Here is a 2,474-nt window from a genome sequence, read left to right on the forward strand (position 1 = left end):
TGCCGAGCTGACCCACCCGGACGGCTCCCCCTACACCCGCACCCACCCGCTGACGTCCGACCGGATCGAGGCGGTGCAGGCCACCATCGCCCAGACGCCGCAGCCGACGACCATGCCGGCAGGCGATGACGACCAGTTCGCCCGGATCCGGGCCAAGATCATCGGCTTCATGACGCCGGAGAGCGTCGGCCGGGCCTATCCGGCCAGCGACACCAGCCTGGCGGCGCAATATGCCCGGGCGATCGGCGCCTATCGCCGCAACATCTTCGCCGACGCCCTCAGCCGGACCGACGTGCTGATCAAGACCGAGCCGCGCAACCCGTATTTCCTGGAGCTGCGCGGCCAGATCCTGCTGGAAACCGGCCGCCTGGTGGAGGCCCGGCCTTATTACGAGCGGGCACTGGCCATCCTGCCGGGCGAGACCCTGCTGCTGATCCCGCTGGCGCAGACCAAGATCGACCGCGGATCGGATGCCGAGCTGCGCAGCGCGATCCGCGACCTGGAGCGGGCCAGCGTCGAGCCGGAGAAGACGCCGCCGATCGTCTGGCGCCTGCTGGGCACCGCCTATGGCAAGGTCGGCGACATGGGCAAGGCCTCTCTCGCTTTGGCCGAGGACAACCTCGCCCGCGGCGACCTGCCGAACGCCCGGGCCCAGGTCGACCGCGCTTTGCAGTTGCTGCCCCACGGGTCGCCTGGCTGGCGCCGGGCCCAGGATCTGCGCAGCCAGGCCGAGGACAAGCCGGGCTGATCCGCCCGATATGTCGGCGATTGCGGTTGAATGCCGCCCGCGACCGCGTAACTCTTGATCATGCCGCCGCGAAAGGCGAGTAGAGAGACATGCTCCACCGAAAGGACGCCCGGATGTTCCGCCGCCATAACCGCCCCTGGTCCGCCGGCCTCGCCGCCATGGCCGCCGTCGCCGCGCTGGCGATCGCGGTGCCCGCGGTGCAGGCCCAGCAGACGCCGGCCCCCCTGTCGTCGCCTGCCATCGCCCCGGCGCAGAAGGACGCGATCGAGCAGATCGTGCGCGACTACATCCGCGAGCACCCCGAGGTCATCGTGCAGGCGCTGGACGATTACCAGGCCAAGAAGGATGCCGACGAGCGCGAGTCGCAGGGCAAGTCCTTGTCCAGCAAGGCGGACCAGATCTTCCGCAGCCCGTCGTCGCCGGTGATCGGCAACCCCAAGGGCGACGTCACGCTGGTCGAGTTCTTCGACTACCAGTGCGGCTACTGCAAGCGGTCGCAGCCCGACCTCGAGCGGCTGATGAAGGCGGATAGCGGGCTGCGCGTGGTGCTGAAGGAATTCCCGATCCTCGGGCCGGCCTCGGTGACCGCCGCCCGTGCCTCGCTGGCGGCGCAGAAGCAGGACAAGTATCTCGACTTCCACAACAAGCTGATGGGCTTCAAGGGCCAGTTGACCGACGACGTGGTCTATTCGGTCGCCGGCCAGGTCGGGCTGGATCTCGACAAGCTGAAGAAGGACATGAACGACCCGTCGGTCGTGGCCGAGCTGCGCGACAACATGGACCTGGCGCAGACGCTGGGCGTGCAGGGCACGCCGGCCTTCGTCATCAACGACCAGATCATCCCCGGCGCCGTCGGCTTCGACGCGCTGAAGAGCCAGATCGACAAGGACCGCGCGGGCTGAGCAGCCCGGGCCGGCACGGCGGCGGGTCTCAGGCCGAGACCTGCCGCCGGCTGGACCGCTTTGGCGGCGCCACCTCGTCATCGATGCCGTCGAGGCGGGATTCCAGCTCGCGGATGGCGCTGCGCTGGGTCAGCACCTGGACGCCGAGCCAGATCATCACGGCGATCATCACCAGGACGACAAACGGATCGATCATGAACGTCTCCATTGGCTGAGACGATGGGGAACGGACGCCCGGCGGGATCGCCGGACGGGGTTCGCGGAGCCTCTCAGGCGGCCGTGCCGCCGAGCGCCCGCAGGATCGCGGCGGTCAGCACTGGCGCATAGTGCGAGAGACCGTGGTCCAGCCGGCCGTAGAGGCGGAAGATCGCCGGCTGCAACACGCAGCCGAACACGATCGCGGTGCCGAGCTGGGGATCGGCGACCGTGACGGCGCCTTCCCGGATGCCGTCGAGGATGACGGCGCCGATGACATCGCCGGGGTTCGGCTGGTCCGGCGTGAAGTTGGGCAGGGCCCGGTGCTGGACGATCAGCAGGAAGCGGAACAGCGACGGGTCCTGGTCGTGTAGCCGGCAGCAGGCCTCGACCATCGCCCCCATCCGGGCAGCGAAGCCGGCCAGCCCCTGCTGTGCCGCGTAGACCTGCTGGCCGAGTTCGAGATAGCGGGTGGCGAACAGATCCGCCACGAACTCATCCTTCGACGACAGATGGCGGTACAGCGCCGCCTCGCTCACCCCGACGGCGGCGGCGATGTCGCGCACCGAGGTGCCTTCGACGCCGCGTTCGGCAAAGAGACGGATGGCCTCCGTCTCGATCCGCGCCCT

At 69.2% G+C, this 2,474-nt stretch carries 4 protein-coding genes; 2 read left to right on the forward strand and 2 right to left on the reverse strand.

The window, feature by feature from the left end:
* Both AC3XYG_RS23945 and AC3XYG_RS23950 read left to right on the forward strand, forming a co-directional pair.
* A partial coding sequence (locus AC3XYG_RS23945; protein ID WP_489142374.1) for a tetratricopeptide repeat protein occupies nucleotides 1–748 on the forward strand: 748 nt, incomplete at its 5' end.
* Nucleotides 749–861: 113 nt separating this feature from the next.
* Nucleotides 862–1,650: a DsbA family protein gene (locus AC3XYG_RS23950; RefSeq protein ID WP_489142375.1), complete on the forward strand. Its 789-nt coding sequence runs from the start codon at nucleotides 862–864 to the stop codon at nucleotides 1,648–1,650.
* Between the two features lie 28 nt (nucleotides 1,651–1,678).
* Here the strand turns inward: AC3XYG_RS23950 and AC3XYG_RS23955 are convergent, their stop codons facing one another.
* Nucleotides 1,679–1,846 (reverse strand): hypothetical protein, encoded by a 168-nt coding sequence (locus AC3XYG_RS23955; protein WP_489142376.1) that lies wholly within the window; start codon nucleotides 1,844–1,846, stop codon nucleotides 1,679–1,681.
* 73 nt (nucleotides 1,847–1,919) lie between these two features.
* Nucleotides 1,920–2,474: TetR/AcrR family transcriptional regulator (locus tag AC3XYG_RS23960; protein WP_489142377.1), on the reverse strand; the 555-nt coding region annotated here is incomplete at its 5' end.

The organism is Inquilinus sp., from assembly GCF_057815775.1.

Bases quoted from the DNA above. Each gene is read 5' to 3' on its own strand.
- AC3XYG_RS23950 (WP_489142375.1), top strand. From the start codon at position 862: ATGTTCCGCCGCCATAACCGCCCCTGGTCCGCCGGCCTCGCCGCCATG.
- AC3XYG_RS23955 (WP_489142376.1), bottom strand. From the start codon at position 1,846: ATGATCGATCCGTTTGTCGTCCTGGTGATGATCGCCGTGATGATCTGG.